Raw genomic sequence first — 17,861 nt, forward strand, 5'->3', positions numbered from 1 at the left:
TTAGATTTTTAGGTATGATAACTATAGGCTAAATATAATGGTTGAATGGCATGAGTAGGACAATAATTTCTTTGTCTGGTGAGATATCAAAATATCACCTTAATCGTTTTTGGAGTGGTTTTATAGAGCTTCAATACTCATTATCTGAAAACGACAATCCAGTGTTTATTTGGCACGCTACAAATTCAGATTTTTTAGAATTGATTAGTAATGTATACCAACCAAAGGAATGCCGGTTCTTAGATGATACGGTGACGAAGAGCTATGCTTCTTATAAAGAAAATAATAAAGAAACTTCTTCAAGAGTAGACAATTATGTAAAAAAAGTTTTTTCTAATCTACGCTCGCTTGAACTTGCTATCAACTACGCAGAATCAAATGATTCTCTTATCATAACTATGCCGGTGCTTCTTTCTCAAGATTCTCAAGGAAGCAATCAGCTCATCTCATACAATTCTTTGCCTAAAGAGTATTTGTATATCAGATACAATAGCGATATTGACACTGGTTACCCCTTAGATAATTTGGCTGGTACAAAGGACCAGTTACAACACGTTTTGAAGTTCGGTGAGTATCTAACTGGTTTTATCAAATCAAATTATGGTAAAAAAATAGATGATTGGCCTTTTTTTCCTAAAGCGAATTTTGATTATTTGGGTAGAAACATATCTTTGTTCTCCACATGGCTATTAAGAACAAAATTCGTTCCGTTTCTTTATAGGGTTTTTCCTTTTGCAGAACGGCGAGTCTTCGGCATTGAGTATAGACTCCGGAAGTATTCCGAAAGACCAATATTTACAAGTGAGAACAGCGTAGATGTTTCGTGTGGAAATCATGGATCACTGGGTATAGTTGGTGAGCATGAAATAGATATAGGTTGCGCTTTAAAATCCTACCTGAACCACGGAGACGAAAGACAGTATGTTAGATTTTTGGAACCTCGGGATTTTAACTATCCGAAGAAAGGATTAGTTATAAACGCGCTAGATTTTTGCTGTATAGTTTTTCATGAAAGTGATAATAAGGGGTCTTTGGAACTTGCATTGTCACAGGCAAGTAAACATCTACCAAAGGCTTGTTCAAAGATTTATGTAATAACTAATTTGTTTAGCAAAGATGAGCTTAGCGAGTTAATAGCTTCAATAAATACATCATTGATTGAGATTGTCTGTTTAGATGCTGTTTATAAGACAGAATACAGATTGAGAGATATTCTTTTCGAGATTGGTAAAAGTCATAGATTCGCATATGTCTTTGATGATAAAAAGATAATTCTTCAAGCACTAGATGGGATTGTTCTAAACGCAATGCTTCATTGGATGAATAATAACTCCTCTAGTTACATTTCTTTTTCTGACAATGAAAATTATCTAAAGGAAACAGTTGAAACTGACTTTCCTCACATTAGACGATGTGAAAGGCCATTAAGTCTCCTTGGGTCTTTTGGGGTAATGCACATAGATCGATTTATCGAGCAATATGACTTTGATGACGACGAGACTATAGGGTTTTATACGTACGTATCTTCATTTGAAGAGTGCTTTGGTTCGCTAGTTAGTAAGGATTTTCCGCAGTTAGGAAGAGTTAGCCCTGAAAGGTTTGAAAGCATTAAGAACGAACTGAACTCTATAATTTATACTGAAGAGTTGAAGGGTAATCTAGAGTGATAGGTTCATCAAATATACCAGACGCTACCGAACACCTGCATAGCATTATAAAGATGTTATCTATTAAGAAACCTTTTACGTTCGTAAGGTTTAGTGACGGTGAAATAGAAATACTTCGTAATAGATTTTTAGAGATAAGTGGGGGGGTAACTCACTTTCGAGGTAGAGTCTTTAGGAACAACTATCCCAAATATGATGCGAAAATGTTTGATCCAAGCCTTCATGGAAATATACGTCGTGACTTACTAGAATCTGCCATGTTTAGAGGTGCGAATTTCTATAAGGGCATTCCATCTTCTCATAATAATGCATTGATTGATCGCGAGTTTATGTTACGACTTAATGGTGGATTTGATTCCTGTATAACATTCTCTGATTTGTTACTAAATTCAAACTATGCATTATATCGTACGAAATTGGTTCCCGTTCTAAAAGAGTTTAAGGATCTATACTTGGTAGCTAACTATCGAGCTAACCCGATAGAAACTATCGAACATGCGAAGCATATAAATGTTCCTGACAATTTCTTTGGTACCTATAATAATACAATTGATAGTATTTATAATGAATTGCTTGAAGCTGAAAAGGGGGCTCTGGTTCTATCTTCTGCCTCATCACTATCAAAAATTTTGGGCTATAAGTTGTATCGAGAAAGAAGTGATATAACATTTTTAGATATTGGAACCTCAATAAATGACCTTCTATCTCTTGATAATAATGTTCGAGAGTATCATAAGTCATCCAATTCTAAATTTTCTAGCTACTTTCTAAGGCGAAAAAGAGGTTACAAAATTAAATGGTAGAGTTAAATGAAGTTAGGATTGCCGTCGTCCTTAACGCTTTTAAGAGAACTGAGTATTTATCTCTTCAGTTAGATGCAATAGAAAACCAAAGCATTAAACCTGTAGAAGTATATCTTTGGCATAATAGAGGCCAGAGCATCAACGAATCTTTAAAGAGTAGAGTAATACTTGCGGAGTGTTCGGAAAACCTTGGTGTTTGGTCTAGGTTTGCATATGCATTAAACGCTGATGTGGATTATATATGTGTTCTTGACGATGATACAATTCCTGGAGCCAGGTGGTTCGAGAATTGTGTCAAGACGATGGAAACTCATGACGGACTACTGGGCACTCGAGGTCTTCAGTACTTAAGTAAAAAACGCTACAACCCATACAAGGAATATGGTTGGGCCAACCCAAATGAAGAAACTGTTCAAGTTGATATTGTGGGTCATGCTTGGTTCTTCAGGCGCGAACACTTAGCACAGTTTTGGAGTGAATTACCGCCTAAAGAGTTTAGCCGAACATCAGGTGAAGATATACACTTTTCATATATGCTTCAAAAGGCTGGGATAAACACCTATGTACCACCACACCCTACTAATGAAACGGAACTATGGGGTAGCCTACCTGAATATGGTAAGAATATCGGTACTAATGATGCTGCTATTTCCCTCTCTAGTGGCGCACTAAGTAAGTTTGATAAGGCATACCGCTACTATATCTCTCGGGGTTTTGAGCTGTGTTTGAGTCGAAAAGAAAGACTGAGCGAAGGTGTCGTTTTAGGATCTGGAGTAAAGAAAAATCCTATTTTGAGAAAGATCGTAGATAGTAGCCCATTAGTTAAGAAGATCGCTAAAAAAGTACATAACCTATTGGCCAAGATCGGCTTTCATGTATAGATAGTTGTCTCGGAAATATAAATTAATATGATTATAACGAAAATACTCGGCGGGCTTGGCAATCAAATGTTTCAGTATGCAATTGCTCGCGCTATCGCGGTTCAAAAAGAAGACGTATGTAAACTCGATCTGTCTGGATTTGAAAATTACAAGCTTCATAATGGTTATCGCTTGGATGCTTTTGATATTCGGGCGGAAATCGCTTCTCCACAAGAAGTGAAAATGCTAAAAGGAAGTGCTGATTTAATCTCAAAGATATGGCATAAGCTTTTTCGCCTTTCTAGTCCCCATTACTATAGAGAGAAGGAACATACCAGATATGACTGTGAGGTGTTTAATCAAGAGCATATTTATTTGGAAGGCTATTGGCAAAATGCAAAATACTTTGAATGTATCAGAACTCAACTGATTCAAGATTTCACTATCATGAAGTCGTTGAATGATTCTGTAAAGAAAATAAAAAAAGATATTGAAAACTGTAGTAGTGTCAGCATTCATGTTAGAAGAGGTGATTATCTAAATCATCCGGACGTCGGCGTTCTTGAGATTGAGTATTACCAACGTGCGATTGAATTCGTATCGGAGAAAGTTGAAAACCCAAGATATTTTGTTTTTTCAAATGATCTTGAATGGTGTAAAGAAAATTTTAGAACAATTAAAAATCTCACTTTTGTTGAAGATGGTTCGGATGAATTCGATGACCTTTTGTTGATGAGTTGCTGCAAAAACAACATAATTGCCAACAGTTCCTTTAGCTGGTGGGGAGCATGGTTAAATATAAATAGCGACAAAATTGTTGTTGCACCAAAACAATGGATGAAGGTAAACCCTAATGGTTATCGCTGGGCGCAAGATAGTTGGAAAGAGCTATAGAAAAAAGATACTCCTAATATCATCTGGTCGACTTGATGTTTAGGAATGATTTAAATAGCCATATTGTAATCTGCTGCTTGTAGTAAGAAGTCTGTTCTCAATGAAACCATTACGTTACAAAACTAACTTGGCGCAATTAATCGTGCTAATGTTTTTTATTTTTATACCCATTGATATGGCTAATGGCGTACTAATGAGGAGTGGCTTTCCATCGATTTCAATAGTATACAAGATCTTTGTGATGGCGACGATAGTCTTATTTTTTAAAAACGGAATTCAGTGGCTTGTCACTTTTATAATGGTCTTCTTAAGTACGCTTTTTGTAACCATATCAATATATAACGACTCTTCCGCTTTTTTTTCACCAGATTCCATTATCAAATTTTTTTCGATAATTGTTTTCTATATTTTTTATGTTGAGCTCATTAAGGATGGGAAGTCAGAGTTAGTATTGTCTATAGTAAAGGCTTCCTTTTTTTTCTTGATTATTAATTCCGCTATAGGTTTTTTCGGCTTTGGCTACCCTATGTACACTGTTTCAGATGAAGTTTCAGTAGGTAGTAGGGGGCTTATTTATGCGGGTAATGAGCTCGGTGTAGCACTAATAGTAAGTGGTGCAATGATGATGATGTACTATATATATCGTGGTTGCTATGCGGTTTTCTTCTTGATTGTGGTCGCAATGCTTTTTGCTTCAGCGATAATGACGTCAAAAGTTTCTATTATGGGAACTTTAATACTCACATTATTTTTTTTGGTTATCCGAACGTTTCAAGTTATTGAAAACTTGAGATTACCAAAGAAAGACTTCTACCGGCTCAGTTTCGTTTTCTTCACCGCAATAGTTCTATCTTACAGCAGTGTTTTTTATGCGCTATACGAACTAAATTTGTTGCCTAGAATGCAATATTATTTTGATAAGTACGATTTTTTAACTTTTATTCTTAGCGGAAGAAATGTCAGAGTAGTCGATGGTATGAATGTCTATCTTACTGATTATTCGTTAATTGAAATTTTATTTGGCTCTATAGAAAAACATGTGTCAACTGAAATTGATTTCTTTGACTTTCTCTTTAGTTATGGAATTGTCGGCGCCTTTTTAAGTTATGGTTCCTTTATTCTCTTTCTGGCTTATTTTATTTTTTTTACCAACGGGGGATTTAAAAAGTATTTGACTTTCTCATTGCTATTATTGATTTTTATTAGCTTAACTTCAGGTCATGTGTTGAATTCGGGAACCGCGGGGTTTTTAATAGCCGCTTTAATGTCTTTTTCTCATTTCAAAATTCATGACAGTGGTTTAAGAAATGCTCCTCAAGTTAAAGATTGTAATCCAGGCTATAGCAGTTAACTTCTATTTTATGGTTTATGTATATGAGTAAAGTCTTTCGATTGAATATAGTCAGTACAAAAGTTAAGACAGGAAGAGGGGGCATTAGCACTGCTTTAATTGGTTACATGGAATCCAAATGGCTCGCTGAAATTAAAGCTAGGCATCTGGTCTCGCATGACTGTGAGAGTAAGCTGATAATATTCGTTAAAGCAATTTTTTCAATATTCTCTGACAAGGAAGATAACTCTGTATATTGGTTTCATTGTGCACAGTGGTTAAGTATATTTAGAAAGTTTATCTTGGCTGTTTTTGCGAAGTTACGTAATCATAAGGTGTATTTCCATTTTCATTCGTATAATACTGTGGATTATATAGAGTGCCCTGTAAGAAGTCGCCTCCTTTCAGGTGTGCTTAGGCTGTCAGATGGAGTTATTGTTTTAACCCCTTGGTGGGAGAAGTTGTTTTTAGATAGATATTCATTCCTTAGGGGTAAGATATTTGTTTCTCCAAATCCGATTGATCAGATCCTCGAACGTGCTGCGAAGGAAAGGAAAGTCTTAGATACTAAGCGGGATAATCGCGTTATTAGGATATTAGCAATGTCCAGGTTAGTGGATAATAAGGGATTTGAAGTTGTTATACAGGCGCTTTGCCACTTACCACACTGTTTTAAGCTTACAATAGCGGGTGACGGCCCCTGTATGACTAGACTGAAAGAACTCGTGAGTCGCAATGGTTTACATGACCGAGTTGAGTTTCTCGGTTGGGTTAATTACAGTGAAAAGCAAACTTTGCTGAGGAGTTCTGACATATTTTGCTTGCCGTCTAAGTATGATTCTTTCGGTATGGGCTTCATTGAAGCAATGTCCTACAGTTTACCAGTAGTTGCTTTGGCTCATCAATCAACCCCCGATGTCGTGCCAAATGGGGTCGCTGGTATACTTGTCAATGAAGGAACGCCTGAAGTGTTAGCAAGGGCTATTGTTTCATCATACGAACGACGTTCTGAGTTTGGAAAAGCGGGAAGGGAATATGTTCTTGATAAATTCAACCCTGATGACGTTACTTATCGCGTGTTGAATTTTCTAAAAAGAGAAATTATATAATGGAAACAATAGATGTAGGGGGAATACCCGTTGGGCTATATAGTTCAAAGGATGAAGTGGTTAGCGAGTTATTGAAATCACTGGGCGAAGGTGAAGCCCCAACTGCAATTGCTATTAATCCCGAAAAAGTAATATCGGCTAAGGAAGATGAAGGAGTGCTGAGAATCTTGTTGTCTGCTGACGTTCGGTATGCCGATGGTATAGGTGTCGTCAAAGTTCTGAAGAGAAAAAACGCAGGTTCAAAGAGTATTAATCGAATCCCTGGTTGTGAACTTTGGGAAACATTAATGGAAGAGTCTGGTATTAGAGATATACCTGTGTATTTGGTCGGTGCTCGTCCTGATGTTCTAGATAAAACATGCAGTAAGTTGAAAGAGCAGTATTCCACACCGATTGTTGGGGCTACCGATGGCTTTTATAGTGATGAAGTCACTGTAATTAGCCAAATTAAGAATAGTGGAGCTAAGATAGTCACGGTAGCCATGGGATCTCCAAAACAGGAATCGTTTATCGCTAAGTGCAAGGGCAATGGAGTGTCCGCGATTTTTATGGGGGTTGGCGGCACGTACGATGTTTACACTGGTACAGTCTTGAGAGCACCAGAGTTAGCGCGTAAGTGGGGACTAGAATGGTTTTACAGGTTGAGCCTTCAACCCAAGAGGGTTTTCCGTCAGACAAAGCTTTTTAAGTTCGTATGGTTATATATTCTTCGTCAGTTATGAGCATGGAAACATTATATATTTAGATTTAAAACGGTTAGTTGTTGATAGTAGGGTTTTAAAATTAGCGACTAATTGTTGATATCTCATTACTTTTAGTGATTAGTGAGTTGGATATTTTATAAGTGCTTCTAACAGCATTTATTGAAAAGTTATATAGGAAGGTTTTTGTGTCGAAAGTAGCGATAATTACAGGTGTCACTGGACAAGATGGTTCATACTTAGCCGAATTTCTTTTAGAAAAGGGATACGAAGTCCATGGTATTAAACGTCGGGCCTCTTCATTTAACACTGATAGAATCGATCATATCTTTGAAGATCCGCACTCAAAAAATCCAAAATTTTTTCTTCATTACGGTGATCTGACTGACTCCTCAAACCTAACTAGAATCCTACGAGAAGTGGAGCCTGATGAAGTGTATAACCTAGGAGCGCAATCACATGTTGCAGTGTCGTTTGAGTCTCCTGAGTATACGGCTGACGTCGATGCTATGGGTACATTAAGATTACTTGAAGCAATTCGCTTTTTGGGTTTGGAGAAAAAAACCAAGTTTTACCAGGCTTCAACGTCTGAGCTATATGGTCTCGTTCAAGAAGTGCCACAAAAGGAAAGCACGCCTTTTTACCCCCGCTCTCCTTATGCTGTTGCGAAGATGTATGCGTATTGGATAACGGTTAACTATCGGGAATCTTATGGTATCTATGCCTGCAACGGCATATTGTTCAATCATGAATCACCGCGTCGAGGTGAAACTTTCGTAACAAGAAAAATAACCAGAGGTATCGCGAATATAGCTCAAGGTTTGGAGAACTGTTTGTATCTAGGCAACATGGATGCACTTAGAGATTGGGGTCATGCTAAGGATTATGTGCGCATGCAGTGGATGATGCTCCAACAGGATAAACCAGAAGATTTTGTTATTGCAACGGGTAAGCAGATTTCAGTACGAGAATTTGTTGTGATGTCGGCAGCAGAAGCAGGGATTAAGCTAGAGTTTTCGGGCGAAGGCGTGGAAGAAGTAGCTACCGTAATTGCGCTCTCTGGTGACGACGCTCCAGGCGTTAGAGTTGGTGATGTAATCGTAAGAGTTGACCCTCGTTACTTTCGACCTGCTGAAGTTGAGACTTTGCTTGGTGATCCTACTAATGCCAAGACCAAGTTGGGCTGGGAACCTGAAATTACTGTGGAAGAAATGTGCGCAGAGATGGTTCAAGCAGACTTGGATAAGGCTAAGCGACATGCGCTTCTGGAGTCGCATGGTTTTGATGTATCTGTAGCGCGAGAAAAGTAAGCAATAATGAAGATTTTTATCACAGGTGGACGCGGCATGGTCGGCCGAAACCTTTCTGCACTGGCGGAGTCCACTGGTCATAGCGTTTTGATCCCTGCTCGTGACGAGTTGGATCTCGGGAATTCTGCTGCACTTACTGAATATATTGAAGAAAATAGTCCGGATGTAATTGTTCATTGTGCGGGATTAGTTGGAGGTATTCAAGCGAACATCTCGGCACCTTATGATTTTTGCCATGAGAATTTGCTTATTGGTTTGAATTTGGTTAAGGCTGCGCGCAAAGCTGGGGTTCAAAAATTAATTAATTTGGGCAGCTCCTGTATGTACCCCAGAAAAGCGGAAAATCCACTTCGCGAATCGCAAATTCTGACCGGAGAGCTTGAACCTACGAACGAGGGTTACGCCGTTGCAAAAGTTGCAGTTGCCCGGCTATGTGACTATGTTACTCAGCAATTCGGTTTTTCATACAAAACTTTGATACCGTGTAACTTGTATGGTTACTGGGATAAATTCGACCCGAATCATTCTCACATGATTCCTGCTGTCATCCGTAAAATCGATGAGGCCGTTAGGTCAAATGCCGAAGTTGTGGATATATGGGGCGATGGAACAGCGAGAAGAGAGTTCATGTTTGCTGAGGATCTCGCCGAATTTATCTTGTTCGCGTTGGAACGGTTTGACGACCTGGAGCAATACACCAACGTTGGGCTGGGTAAAGACTACAGTATCAACGAGTTCTATAGCGCTATTGCGTCTGTCATCGGTTACAAAGGACGTTTTGAACATGATCTCTCGAAGCCTTCAGGAATGGCGCAGAAACTTGTTGACGTAACAAGACAGAAAAAGCTGGGTTGGATGCCAAAATCAGGTCTGGTCGATGGTATCAACAAGACATATAAATTTTATTTGGAAGAGGTTCTTTAATGCTGCCGTTAGCAACATCTACATGGGATGATCAAGAGATTGCGGCGTTAAATACCGTAATTGATAGTGGCATGTTTAGCATGGGCAAGTATGTCGAGCAGTTTGAGAAGGAATTTGCTAAGTATGTTGGTACGAAGTATAGCGTGATGGTCAACTCTGGCTCTTCGGCAAACCTGCTGGGAGTTGCGGCCCTTTTCTATCGCAAGAATAATCCTCTTAAACGAGGCGATGAGGTGCTTGTTCCTGCGGTATCTTGGCCAACAACTTATTATCCACTCTATCAATACGGATTAAAGATAAAATTCGTTGATGTCGACCGCGACACATTGAATATCAATCTGGAGAAGCTGAAGAATGCTATCTCAGATAAAACGCGTGCCATTTTTTCAGTCAACTTATTGGGAAATTGCGTTGATTATAATGTGATGAAGTCTATTGTTGGCGATCGGGATATTCTCCTTTTTGAGGACAACTGTGAGTCTCTGGGGGCTTCTTTAAATGGTCAGCAGGCTGGAACCTTTGGTTTGTTTGGGACCTATAGCTCGTTCTTTAGTCACCATATTTCAACTATGGAAGGTGGGTTGGTTACGACTAATGACGAGGAGTTGTATCACATCATGTTGTCAATGCGCTCCCACGGCTGGACCCGTCATCTTCCTAAAGAGAACAAGGTATGTGTTAAGGGAGACAACTCATTTGAGGAGTCGTTCCGGTTTGTTCTTCCCGGCTACAATTTACGCCCCCTTGATATGTCAGGTGCTCTAGGGATCGAGCAACTCAAGAAACTTCCCAGTATCGTGGCTGGTCGTCGTGAGAATGCGAAGGAATTTCAAAAGATTTTTGGCGCCATTCCGGGGGTTAGTATTCAGCAAGAAACAGGTGAGAGTAGTTGGTTTGGCTTTGCGCTTGTGTTTGAAGGCGGAAAAAAGGTTCGAGATCGTGTTGCTGCCGCTCTAACTGAGAAAAAAGTGGATACACGCCCAATCGTAGCCGGTAACTTTGCGCGCAACCCTGTTGTTGATTACTTCGACTATGAAATTGCGGGCGAATTGACGAATGCTGATACCCTCAGTGACAGCGGTTTATTTTTCGGAAATCATCACTACCCTATCGAAAACGAGTTGATTGAGATTGCTGAAGTTGTTAAATCAACAATTTGCGGTTGACTGCATTGATACCTGTGTGAGCTATGTTTTTAGATTCAACAACTTTTAAGCAAGTTATTGGTGCCACTCCTCTGGTCTCCATAGACCTTGTGGTCCGTGATAGTGACAACAACATCTTGCTGGGTAAGCGAGCCAACAAGCCTGCACAAGGTTACTGGTTTGTGCCTGGCGGCCGTATTAGGAAGAGTGAAGCTATCAGTTGTGCGCTTCAACGCCTCCTGTTGCAGGAGCTTGAGCTTGACCTGGGAGAGATAGGCTCTCGTTTCTTTGGGGTATACGAACATTTTTATGAAGACTGTATGTTTGGGGCGCAGCCAGATACTCATTATGTTGTCTTAGCTTTCGAAATCAGCCTGCAGGGACACCCTAAATCGTTACCGTGCGAGCAACATAGTGAATATCGGTGGTTTTCCGAAGGAGAGTTGCTAGCTGACCCTGTTGTTCATACGCATACTAAATGGTACTTGGAAATGAATGCTCGAGCGGATGTGCCACTTTCAGGTGCTCTCCGTAGCGAATAATGAGTTAAAGGAAATCCAATTGTTAATTCCTGTAATTATGGCCGGAGGTTCCGGCACACGTTTGTGGCCACTTTCTCGTTCACTTTATCCAAAGCAGTTTTTGCCACTAGGCGGCGATTCGACCATGTTACAGGCGACGCTTGCGCGTTTGTCTGAGTTGCCAGTGAGTGCTGCCGTTACTATTTGTAATGAAGAGCATCGTTTTATTGTGGCCGAGCAGCTTCGAGAGTTCGGTGAGATGGGGACTATCGTACTTGAGCCTGCTGGCCGCAACACTGCCCCCGCTATCGCGTTAGCGGCTGATATTGCTGTCCATTTGAAGGGGGATCATGATCCCTTGTTATTGGTTTTGGCGGCAGACCATGTGATTGAAGACCAAGTTGCATTTACTGCCGCGGTTGAACAAGCAATTCCTTCGGCTGAACAGGGCAAGTTAGTCACCTTTGGTATCGTGCCGCAGTCGGCGCATACGGGCTACGGTTATATTAAGCGTGGTGACAATGTTGATTCGGGTTATGCCGTTAATCAGTTCGTAGAGAAGCCTGATGCAGTCACTGCGCAACAATATCTTGATAGCGATGAATACTACTGGAACAGCGGTATGTTCTTATTTAAGGCTTCGCGTTACCTGGAAGAGTTAAAAGCACACCGTCCAGATATTGCCAAGGCTTGTGAAGAATCGATGCAAGATGTGACCAAAGATTTGGATTTTGTTCGCGTGAACAAAGAAGCCTTTATTAAATGCCCTGACGAGTCTGTGGACTACGCGGTGATGGAAAAAACCCAAGATGCGGTAGTCGTGCCTCTGGATGCGGGTTGGAATGATATCGGCTCATGGTCTGCTTTGTGGGAAGTAGACGAAAAATGTGGGTTGGGTAACTCCACTAAAGGAGATGTGATTCTTCACGATACAAAAAACTGCCTTGTTCATGGTATGTCAGATAGAGAGGGTGGGCGCCTTATAGCAACCGTGGGGCTTGATGAAATCGTTATCGTGGATACCAAAGATGCTCTTATGGTCGCCCATAAAGACAAGGTACAAGAGGTTAAGAAAGTCGTTGAAAAACTCAAAGCCGAAGGTCGCAGTGAGTTTAAAGTTCATCGAGAAGTCTACCGCCCTTGGGGCAAATACGATTCGATCGATAACGGTGAACGTTATCAGGTGAAACGTATCACCGTGAAGCCAGGCGGGAAGCTTAGTGTTCAGATGCATCATCACCGAGCTGAACATTGGATCGTTGTGTCAGGTACAGCGAAAGTGACGAATGGTGATAAAACGATACTGCTGACGGAAAATGAATCGACTTATATCCCTGTTGGCGTTGTTCATGCCTTAGAAAACCCCGGTAAAGTTCCCCTTGAGCTGATAGAAGTGCAGTCCGGTTCTTACTTAGGGGAAGATGACATTGTGCGCTTTGAAGACCGTTATGGCCGTATCGGGGAGTAACCTTATGCATACCAGCGCTAGCGTTATCGCAAACAGTGGTGTGGCCTTTGGTACCAGTGGTGCTCGTGGCTTAGTCACGCAGTTCATGCCCGAGGTCTGTGCTGCATTTACCCATAGTTTTGTGTCGGTGATGCAGACCTCATTTGCATTTGATCGAGTAATGATCGCGATTGATAACCGCCCAAGTAGCTATGCCATGGCGATGGCTTGTGTTGAAGCCCTGCGTCAGCGAGGGATCAGGGCGGTCTATTATGGCGTTGTTCCAACACCGGCTCTGGCTTATGTGGCGATGCAAGCCGATGTGCCAGCCATCATGGTGACCGGTAGTCACATTCCATTTGACCGCAATGGCCTTAAGTTTTATCGCCCGGATGGCGAGATAAGTAAGTCTGATGAGCTATCTATCCTCGCGGCTGAAGTGCCATTTGATGAATTGGCTGACTTGCCTCAGTTAGAGGCAGATCCTCGCGCCGCTAACGACTACCTTGCTCGTTATACATCGCTGTTTGATTCACCTTGGTTGACCGGCAAGCGGATCGGTATTTATGAGCACTCCAGTGCTGGTCGGGATCTGTATGCGGATCTGTTTATCCAGTTGGGCGCAGAGGTGGTGTCGCTTGAACGTAGCGACCAGTTTGTGCCTATTGATACCGAAGCTGTGTCTGATGCTGATCGCGCAAAGGCGAAGGCATGGTCGGCGCAATATCAGTTTGATGCTATTTTCTCTACGGATGGCGATGGTGATAGGCCACTGATTGCCGATGAGAAAGGTGAATGGTTACGTGGCGATATTCTCGGGCTACTGTGTGCTAAGGCGCTAAATATTGAGGCGCTGGCGGTGCCGGTGAGCTGCAATACTGTGATTGAATCCTGTGACGCGTTTGCAAAAGTTTCACGTACTAAGATCGGTTCCCCCTATGTGATTGCCGAATTTGCTAGCCTGGTTGATGGCTTTACAGGAGTGGCAGGATTTGAAGCTAACGGTGGTTTCTTGCTTGGCAGTGATGTTGAGCTGAATGGTAAGCCGCTAAGCGCACTGCCGACCCGTGATGCGGTATTGCCAGCCATTATGTTGTTGGCTGCGGCAACTGAGCAACCTATTTCTACTCTGGTTGATACGTTACCTAAACGGGTCACCCACAGTGATCGCATTCAAGGCTTCGCCACAGAAAAAAGCCAGGCGATTATTGCTCAGGGAAAAACGGATCCTTTAGCGCTGCTGGCTAAACTTGGTTTTGCTGATGTCGCCTTGGCTGAGATCGATGATACCGACGGTCTGCGCATGACCTTGGCCGACGGCCGTATTGTTCATCTGCGGCCATCTGGCAATGCGCCTGAGTTGAGGTGTTATGCTGAAGCGGATAGTCTTGCCCTTGCCAGAGAGTGTGTAGAGCAAACTCTTGAGAAAGTGCAGACGTTATAGTGTGCTAACTACAGACGCACTGTGATAATGCTTATGCGTACACGTGTAGTTAGAATGAAGGAGCGGCGATGTCCGCTCTTTTTTATTTATAGCCGTACGGTTTGAACATATCGGCGCAGTGCTGCTAGAGCTTTTGATTACTGCTTGGCCTGTATTGTTCCCCATGCTGCCGGTTTAAGGTTTTACCTATGGTCCGGCGATACAGATCCCTTCTCCGTTGGCGGAAGCGGCAAGGATGAGGGGAGCTTGATCCCTTCTCCCCTGGTGGGAGAAGGCTAGGATGAGGGGGATATGCGAAGCAGGTGATGCTTTGCTTGTTGTGGCTCTTTGTTCGTTGTAGAGAAGATCAAAATATCCCTCACCCCAGCCCTCTCCCCTTGGAGAGGGGGCTAACAGCATAAGCGATGATTGTGCATTGCAAATTCAGCTTAGCTTCAGCTCTTCTCGGTTCCTTCTCCCCTGGCGGGAGAAGGCTAGGACGAGGGGAGCTTGTTCCCTTCTCCCCTGGTGGGAGAAGGCTAGGATGAGGGGATATGCGAAGCAGGTGATGCTTTGCTTGTTGTGGCTCTTTGTCTGTAGTAGAGAACAATCAAAATACCCCTCACCTCAACCCTTTCCTCTTGGAGAGGGGGTTAACAGCATAAGCGATGATTGTGCATTGCAAATTCAGCTTAGCTTCAGCTCTTCTCGGTCCCTTCTCCCTTGGCGGGAGAAGGTTAGGATGAGGGGGACTGTTAAGCACGTGGTGTTTTGTTGCTTGTTGTGGCTCTTTGTCTGTTGTAGAGAATATCAAAATACCCCTCACCCCAGCCCTCTCCCCTTGGAGAGGGGGCAAACAGCATAAGCGATGATTGTGCATTGCAAATTCAGCTTAGCTTCAGCTGTCGTGGTTCTTGATCCCTTCTCCCCTGACGGGAGAAGGCTAGGATGAGGGGGATCTTTGCTTTGGGGTGTTGTTGTCTCTGCTCGTTGTTTATACTGCAATTATTGTCAACTAATCGAAGTTCAGGGGATATGTCGCCTAAGCCGTTGCTAGACCAAGCCTTGTTAGTGAAATCCTTACTTGAATATCAGCCAGATACTCAATTTATTTATCTGTTTGGGTCATTTGCGCAAGAGCAGCAGTCGGCGTCCAGTGATGTTGACGTTGCAGTGATGACGGTGAGTGCTCTTGATAACTTAGTGCGTTGGGAACTAGCCCAAAAACTTGCGAAACAGCTACAAAGAGACGTTGATCTGATTGATTTAAAACAGTGTTCCACCGTGCTGCGAATGCAGGTGATCACGGAAGGAAAAGTAATATATGACCCCGAAGGCCTTAGTGGCGCATTTGATACTACGACTGTGAGTATGTATCAGCACCTTCAAGAAGGTCGACAGGCGATTGTTAATGATTTCGTTTTGGACTCAACAAATGGATGATGTGATCGTAAATAAAGCGGCAACAATCAGGCGCTGCTTGAACCGTATTGACGAGGAGTTTCAAAACGATCCGCAGCAGTTTCGCGCTAATTTTACTAAGCAGGATTCGGTGGTGTTGAACTTACAAAGAGCATGTGAAGCTGCCATCGATATTGCTAATCGCTATATTCGACTTCAGCATTTGGGGATCCCCCAAAGCGCGAGAGACTCTTTTGGTATTTTGGCGCAGAACAAAGTGATATCCGACTCGCTCTGTGATGGTTTACAGAGGATGGTGGCACTTAGAAATATTGCAGTGCATGACTATCAAACGCTCAATATCGAGATCGTCATCAGTGTTGTAGAGAAGCATCTAGGCGACTTTACCGAGTTGGTTCAAGTGATGATGAAGCGCATCTAGCATTTAACCGCGATTTGGTATCATGGCCGTTTATGAATTGATGGTGTCGGTTAATTCTATTTTACTCGCCTGTGATTTTTACTTCGTTTCTTAGCGGCATAATGACCTCCTGATATGGTTTCGCCTTGAGTGGTGGGGCTGATGAGGAGATATCGGTCTGATCTATATTTTATACTTTGATCCAGTTCACAAATGAGAGACAATTGGCGTCAACTACAGGGTTGGTAAGCTTAAAGCTAACTATCGCCCTTTTTGTCTTTGCTCGATTGTGTATTGAGCTTACTGACTTAGCGAAATTTCCTCTTAATCTTTGGCAAATTGCGTAATGGAGTGCCTAAATGAAAATTGCTGTTGCCGGAACCGGATATGTCGGGCTGTCAAACGCGGTGTTGCTAGCACAACACAATGAAGTCGTTGCAGTTGATCTTGTGAAAGAAAAGGTTGATCTGATTAATGATCGCCGTTCCCCCATCGTTGATGTTGAGATTGAAGATTTTCTCGCAAATAAGTCACTCAACCTGCTGGCAACACTGGATAAGCAACAGGCTTACGCAGACGCTGAGTTTGTTATTATTGCTACGCCTACTGATTACGACCCGCAGACGAACTACTTCAACACCAAATCCGTTGAGGCAGTGATTCAGGATGTGCTGGCGATTAATCCTGATGCCACTATGGTGGTGAAGTCCACCGTACCCGTTGGTTTTACGCAAGAAGTGAAACAGCGCCTGGGGACCGAAAACGTTATCTTTTCTCCTGAATTTTTGCGTGAAGGGCGTGCGTTGTATGACAATCTGCACCCATCACGGATCATCGTGGGTGAGCGCTCAGAGCGTGCCGAGACCTTTGCGCAGTTGCTGCTGCAAGGTGCGATTAAAAAAGATGTTTCGCTTCTTTTTACGGATTCAACGGAAGCTGAAGCTGTTAAGCTCTTTTCTAATACCTATTTGGCGATGCGCGTCGCTTACTTCAACGAGCTGGATTCTTATGCGGAAGCCCATGGCTTAAACAGCCGACAGATCATTGAAGGTGTTGGTTTAGATCCCCGTATCGGTAATCATTACAATAACCCTTCGTTTGGTTACGGTGGCTATTGTTTGCCGAAAGATACCAAACAGCTGCGCGCTAATTATCAAACTGTACCGAACAATATTATCAGTGCCATTGTTGATGCCAACCGCACGCGTAAGGACTTTATTGCAGACTCGATTGTTAGCCGTAACCCGAAGCGGGTAGGGGTGTACCGTCTGATTATGAAGGCTGGTTCGGATAACTTCCGTGCCTCTTCTATTCAAGGGATCATGAAGCGCATCAAGGCAAAAGGTATCGAAGTCGTGGTTTATGAACCGGTACTGCAAGAAGATGAGTTCTTCCACTCTGCGGTGATTAAAGATCTCAATGAATTTAAGCAATCTTGTGATGTGATTGTTGCTAACCGCATGGTTGATGACATCAAGGATGTGGCTGACAAAGTCTATACCCGCGATCTATTCGGTAGCGATTAAGTAAAAGCTCTCAGTGAGTAACCCTCTCTTCTAGTACTTTCTCCCTTGCGGGAGAAGGCTAGGATGAGGGAGACGTGCGAAGCGCGTGATGCTTAGATCCCTTCTCCCCTGGTGGAAGAAGGTTAGGATGAGGGGGATATGCGAAGTAGGTGATGCTTAGCTTGTTGTGGCTTTTTGTTCGTAGCAGAGAATAATCCAACTACCCCTCACCCCAGCCCTTGTATCTGTCTCGGGTTACTGATTAGCTATCAGTAATCCACCAAGGCTCAGTGAGTATGTCCCTAACCCGAGTGCGTTGACACTGTGGGAGAGATGATGCCCTGAGTCTTTTTCTCTAACACTGGATGGTATCCAAGCGCCCGCTTAGCGGTGATGCTGC

At 42.6% G+C, this 17,861-nt stretch carries 16 protein-coding genes; all 16 read left to right on the top strand.

Annotated features, from left to right (window positions below; translation table 11 throughout):
- Positions 1-50: 50 nt before the first annotated feature.
- Positions 51-1,667 carry a hypothetical protein gene (locus EXY25_RS18590; RefSeq protein ID WP_130567955.1) on the top strand — a complete coding sequence of 539 codons (1,617 nt, stop codon included), beginning with the start codon at positions 51-53 and terminating at the stop codon, positions 1,665-1,667.
- Complete coding sequence (locus EXY25_RS18595; protein ID WP_130567956.1) at positions 1,664-2,470, top strand: hypothetical protein; 807 nt, start codon at positions 1,664-1,666, stop codon at positions 2,468-2,470. The genes EXY25_RS18590 and EXY25_RS18595 overlap by 4 nt, the downstream gene beginning before the upstream one ends.
- Entirely contained in the window at positions 2,464-3,351 is an 888-nt protein-coding gene (locus EXY25_RS18600) for a glycosyltransferase (RefSeq protein ID WP_130567957.1), read from the top strand. The genes EXY25_RS18595 and EXY25_RS18600 overlap by 7 nt, the downstream gene beginning before the upstream one ends.
- Before the next feature lie 27 nt (positions 3,352-3,378).
- Complete coding sequence (locus EXY25_RS18605) at positions 3,379-4,224, top strand: alpha-1,2-fucosyltransferase (RefSeq protein WP_130567958.1); 846 nt, start codon at positions 3,379-3,381, stop codon at positions 4,222-4,224.
- A gap of 100 nt (positions 4,225-4,324) precedes the next feature.
- Positions 4,325-5,575 carry an O-antigen ligase family protein gene (locus EXY25_RS18610; RefSeq protein WP_130567959.1) on the top strand — a complete coding sequence of 417 codons (1,251 nt, stop codon included), beginning with the start codon at positions 4,325-4,327 and terminating at the stop codon, positions 5,573-5,575.
- Between the two features lie 23 nt (positions 5,576-5,598).
- Entirely contained in the window at positions 5,599-6,663 is a 1,065-nt protein-coding gene (locus EXY25_RS18615; RefSeq protein ID WP_165419421.1) for a glycosyltransferase family 4 protein, read from the top strand.
- Positions 6,663-7,385: a WecB/TagA/CpsF family glycosyltransferase gene (locus EXY25_RS18620; RefSeq protein ID WP_130567961.1), complete on the top strand. Its 723-nt coding sequence runs from the start codon at positions 6,663-6,665 to the stop codon at positions 7,383-7,385. The genes EXY25_RS18615 and EXY25_RS18620 overlap by 1 nt, the downstream gene beginning before the upstream one ends.
- A 167-nt stretch (positions 7,386-7,552) precedes the next feature.
- Positions 7,553-8,674, top strand: a complete 1,122-nt coding sequence (gene gmd, locus EXY25_RS18625; protein WP_130567962.1) for a GDP-mannose 4,6-dehydratase — start codon at positions 7,553-7,555, stop codon at positions 8,672-8,674.
- 6 nt (positions 8,675-8,680) lie between these two features.
- Positions 8,681-9,598, top strand: a complete 918-nt coding sequence (locus tag EXY25_RS18630; protein WP_130567963.1) for a GDP-L-fucose synthase family protein — start codon at positions 8,681-8,683, stop codon at positions 9,596-9,598.
- The gene (locus tag EXY25_RS18635; RefSeq protein ID WP_130567964.1) at positions 9,598-10,764 is read left to right on the top strand and encodes a DegT/DnrJ/EryC1/StrS family aminotransferase; all 1,167 of its coding nucleotides are present in this window, start codon (positions 9,598-9,600) and stop codon (positions 10,762-10,764) included. The genes EXY25_RS18630 and EXY25_RS18635 overlap by 1 nt, the downstream gene beginning before the upstream one ends.
- A 23-nt stretch (positions 10,765-10,787) precedes the next feature.
- On the top strand, positions 10,788-11,285 hold the full coding sequence (locus EXY25_RS18640) for a GDP-mannose mannosyl hydrolase (RefSeq protein ID WP_130567965.1): 498 nt from the start codon (positions 10,788-10,790) through the stop codon (positions 11,283-11,285).
- 19 nt (positions 11,286-11,304) lie between these two features.
- Positions 11,305-12,732: a mannose-1-phosphate guanylyltransferase/mannose-6-phosphate isomerase gene (locus tag EXY25_RS18645; protein ID WP_130567966.1), complete on the top strand. Its 1,428-nt coding sequence runs from the start codon at positions 11,305-11,307 to the stop codon at positions 12,730-12,732.
- 4 nt (positions 12,733-12,736) lie between these two features.
- Positions 12,737-14,155: a phosphomannomutase gene (locus EXY25_RS18650; RefSeq protein WP_130567967.1), complete on the top strand. Its 1,419-nt coding sequence runs from the start codon at positions 12,737-12,739 to the stop codon at positions 14,153-14,155.
- Between the two features lie 1,014 nt (positions 14,156-15,169).
- Positions 15,170-15,577 carry a type VII toxin-antitoxin system MntA family adenylyltransferase antitoxin gene (mntA, locus tag EXY25_RS18655; protein WP_207232191.1) on the top strand — a complete coding sequence of 136 codons (408 nt, stop codon included), beginning with the start codon at positions 15,170-15,172 and terminating at the stop codon, positions 15,575-15,577.
- A complete protein-coding gene (hepT, locus tag EXY25_RS18660) occupies positions 15,570-15,977 on the top strand; it encodes a type VII toxin-antitoxin system HepT family RNase toxin (protein WP_130567968.1) in 408 nt (135 codons plus the stop codon). The genes mntA and hepT overlap by 8 nt, the downstream gene beginning before the upstream one ends.
- Before the next feature lie 338 nt (positions 15,978-16,315).
- Entirely contained in the window at positions 16,316-17,482 is a 1,167-nt protein-coding gene (locus tag EXY25_RS18665) for a nucleotide sugar dehydrogenase (RefSeq protein WP_130567969.1), read from the top strand.
- The last annotated feature ends 379 nt before the right edge of the window (positions 17,483-17,861 follow it).

Origin of the sequence: Corallincola spongiicola, from assembly GCF_004284785.1 — a bacterium.
GTDB classification, from domain to species: Bacteria; Pseudomonadota; Gammaproteobacteria; order Enterobacterales; family Neiellaceae; genus Corallincola; species Corallincola holothuriorum.

What these genes read in the sequence shown, in the direction of transcription:
- EXY25_RS18665 (WP_130567969.1), top strand. Translation starts at nt 16,316, where the DNA reads ATGAAAATTGCTGTTGCCGGAACCGGATATGTCGGGCTGTCAAACGCG.
- EXY25_RS18610 (WP_130567959.1), top strand. Translation starts at nt 4,325, where the DNA reads ATGAAACCATTACGTTACAAAACTAACTTGGCGCAATTAATCGTGCTA.
- EXY25_RS18650 (WP_130567967.1), top strand. Translation starts at nt 12,737, where the DNA reads ATGCATACCAGCGCTAGCGTTATCGCAAACAGTGGTGTGGCCTTTGGT.
- EXY25_RS18600 (WP_130567957.1), top strand. Translation starts at nt 2,464, where the DNA reads ATGGTAGAGTTAAATGAAGTTAGGATTGCCGTCGTCCTTAACGCTTTT.
- EXY25_RS18590 (WP_130567955.1), top strand. Translation starts at nt 51, where the DNA reads ATGAGTAGGACAATAATTTCTTTGTCTGGTGAGATATCAAAATATCAC.
- EXY25_RS18605 (WP_130567958.1), top strand. Translation starts at nt 3,379, where the DNA reads ATGATTATAACGAAAATACTCGGCGGGCTTGGCAATCAAATGTTTCAG.
- EXY25_RS18615 (WP_165419421.1), top strand. Translation starts at nt 5,599, where the DNA reads ATGAGTAAAGTCTTTCGATTGAATATAGTCAGTACAAAAGTTAAGACA.
- EXY25_RS18640 (WP_130567965.1), top strand. Translation starts at nt 10,788, where the DNA reads ATGTTTTTAGATTCAACAACTTTTAAGCAAGTTATTGGTGCCACTCCT.
- EXY25_RS18630 (WP_130567963.1), top strand. Translation starts at nt 8,681, where the DNA reads ATGAAGATTTTTATCACAGGTGGACGCGGCATGGTCGGCCGAAACCTT.
- hepT (WP_130567968.1), top strand. Translation starts at nt 15,570, where the DNA reads ATGGATGATGTGATCGTAAATAAAGCGGCAACAATCAGGCGCTGCTTG.
- EXY25_RS18620 (WP_130567961.1), top strand. Translation starts at nt 6,663, where the DNA reads ATGGAAACAATAGATGTAGGGGGAATACCCGTTGGGCTATATAGTTCA.
- EXY25_RS18635 (WP_130567964.1), top strand. Translation starts at nt 9,598, where the DNA reads ATGCTGCCGTTAGCAACATCTACATGGGATGATCAAGAGATTGCGGCG.
- mntA (WP_207232191.1), top strand. Translation starts at nt 15,170, where the DNA reads ATGTCGCCTAAGCCGTTGCTAGACCAAGCCTTGTTAGTGAAATCCTTA.